Genomic DNA, 2,279 nt, shown 5'->3' on the forward strand with positions numbered 1-2,279 from the left:
GGCGCATTGACCATATAAAGGGAAGTTTATAACCGTCACCTATGGATATGATGATGCTGTTCAAGGGACTTGCCGACGATACACGCTTGCGGATCATGCTGTTGCTGCAGGCCATGGAACTTTCGGTGGGCGAGCTGGCTGCGGTGCTCGCCCAAAGCCAACCTAGAGTGTCTCGGCACCTAAAAATTCTCGATGCTGCGGGGCTCATCGAAAGACGCAAGGAAGGGAGCTGGGTATTTTTGCGACCAGCGTTGCCTCGCCTAGCTTCCCCTGCAGCCAAGCATTTAGACGCCTTTTTGCGTCGACATGAAGCGCTTGGAAATGCTTTGGTCCAGCAGCACACTAAAGACTGTACTCGATTGCATGCCATCATTGCCGACCGAGAGCAGCGCGCAGCTAATTTTTTTGCTGAGCATGCTGATCATTGGGACGCTATCCGTTCACTTCACATACCTGAGACAAAGGTTGAGGGGGCATTAGAAGAGTTGATTGGAGATGAGCATCTTGGACGATTTCTTGATATAGGGACGGGGACAGGCCGAATGATAGAGTTGTTTTTCAATCGTGCAAAGCACTGTATCGGGTTGGACCGCAGTCCTGAAATGCTTAGACTTGCACGCGCAAAGCTTCAACATTTCGCCGCAAGCAATGTCGAATTGGTGCTCGCTGATTTTAATGCGCTTCCATCATTCAATGATGGCTTTCAAACCATTATGCTGCACCAAGTACTTCACTATGCTCAGAACCCTCAAACTGTGATCGATGAGGCAGCTAAAGTCGCGGCCGCTGGCGCCCAGATCGTAATTGTTGATTTCGCTGCACACTCACTAGATGAACTTCGTGAGCGTCACGCTCATGCGCGGCTTGGTTTTTCCGATGAACAGATGCTTACGATGTTAGCGAAAGCGGGCTTTTCTCAATTCAAGACTCTGAGTCTGTCTGGCGGTACACTTACGGTAAAAATATGGCGGGGCGTTTTAACGTGATGTCGTGGACGACCTCCGCACCAGCGTAGCTGTGTAATGATGTGGTCTTGTAGATCCGCGTCTAGGAGTCGTTCCATCGAGCAGAAGATTTTCACCGTCGGATTGTATCTGGCGAAGTATGTGTTTCAGGTTCACGCCATCGCTGCCGATGGCGCAGTGCTGATCCGGCGCAAGTTGCGCAGGACAGAAGTCATCCCCTTCTTCACCGAGTTACCGCCTCGCCCAAGCCGGCATCGAGCCTTCAGTCGGCAGCGTCGGCGACAGTTATGATAACGCTTTGGCCGAGACGATTAATGGCCTTTACAAGGCCGAAGTGATCCACCGTCGCGGACCTTGGCGATCTTTCGAGGCTGTCGAATTCGCAACCCTCGAATGGGTCGATTGGTTCAACCACAGGCGGTTGCTGGCACCGATTGGAAACATCCCACCTGCAGAAGCCGAGCAGAGATATTACGCCACGCTAGACGAGCAGCCCATGGCTGCGTAACTTAAACCAAACAGCCTCCGGGAAACCCGGTGCGCTTCAGGTCGGCAAGCTGTCGCGGAGCCATGATCTCACTAAGGCATGCCTCTATATGCTCAAGCGTTGGGATGCGTTTTCCCGATTCCTCGACGATGGCAGGATCTGTCTCACGAACAACGCTGCCGAGCGCGCGCTGCGCTGCATCCCGCTCGGGCGCAAGGCATGGCTGTTCTGCGGCTCTGACCGCGGTGGGCAACGCGCTGCCGTAATCTACACGCTCATCCAAACAGCCAAGCTAAACGATATCGATCCGCAGGCATGGCTCGCCGATGTCCTCGCCCGCATCGCCGACCACCCGGCAACTCGGCTCGATGAACTCCTGCCGTGGAACTGGCGGCTTTCCCGTTGAAGGCAGATCTCGATTCCCATAGCATCAACGCATGCAATACGGCCCAGAACCCGAACTGATCGAGTCACCTCTTGGACGCACCATTGAGCAAAATGGCATCCGGCTGACTATCAGCATCGTTCGCCTCGCCACTCAACCGGGCTGGTCGCTAGAAGTCGTGAACGAAAACAACACATCTATCGTGTGGGACGATCCATTCCCAACTGACCGCGCCGCCGATGCTGCATTCCGAAAGGCACTCGCCGAAGAAGGCCCAGAGGCATTCCTCGACGACCGATAAGCAGCATCACCGCGTCATGCCGCGGCCTTCACCGGATGGATACGTTCAAATTCCGCCTGGGCAAGGCGCGCAAACAAGCGGCTCGACAAGGGGGACTGGGCTCTGAGAGAAATAATTGCACGAAAGTTGGTTGCGGGAGCA

At 54.6% G+C, this 2,279-nt stretch carries 2 protein-coding genes and 2 pseudogenes; all 4 read left to right on the forward strand.

Features of this window, described 5'->3' with window-relative positions; all coding sequences use genetic code 11:
• The first annotated feature begins 41 nt into the window (after positions 1-41).
• The 4 genes and pseudogenes from LI72_RS18195 to LI72_RS18210 all read left to right on the forward strand — a co-directional run bounded on the left by LI72_RS18195 (position 42) and on the right by LI72_RS18210 (position 2,138).
• Positions 42-986 carry an ArsR/SmtB family transcription factor gene (locus LI72_RS18195; RefSeq protein WP_033927405.1) on the forward strand — a complete coding sequence of 315 codons (945 nt, stop codon included), beginning with the start codon at positions 42-44 and terminating at the stop codon, positions 984-986.
• Positions 987-1,200: 214 nt separating this feature from the next.
• Positions 1,201-1,473, forward strand: a pseudogene (locus tag LI72_RS18200) (integrase core domain-containing protein); the annotation flags it as partial.
• 52 nt (positions 1,474-1,525) lie between these two features.
• A pseudogene (locus LI72_RS18205) lies at positions 1,526-1,858 on the forward strand (transposase domain-containing protein); the annotation flags it as partial.
• Positions 1,859-1,889: 31 nt separating this feature from the next.
• Entirely contained in the window at positions 1,890-2,138 is a 249-nt protein-coding gene (locus tag LI72_RS18210) for a hypothetical protein (RefSeq protein WP_033927406.1), read from the forward strand.
• The last annotated feature ends 141 nt before the right edge of the window (positions 2,139-2,279 follow it).

It is taken from the genome of Sphingomonas sp. 35-24ZXX, assembly GCF_000786215.1.
GTDB lineage: Bacteria > Pseudomonadota > Alphaproteobacteria > Sphingomonadales > Sphingomonadaceae > Blastomonas.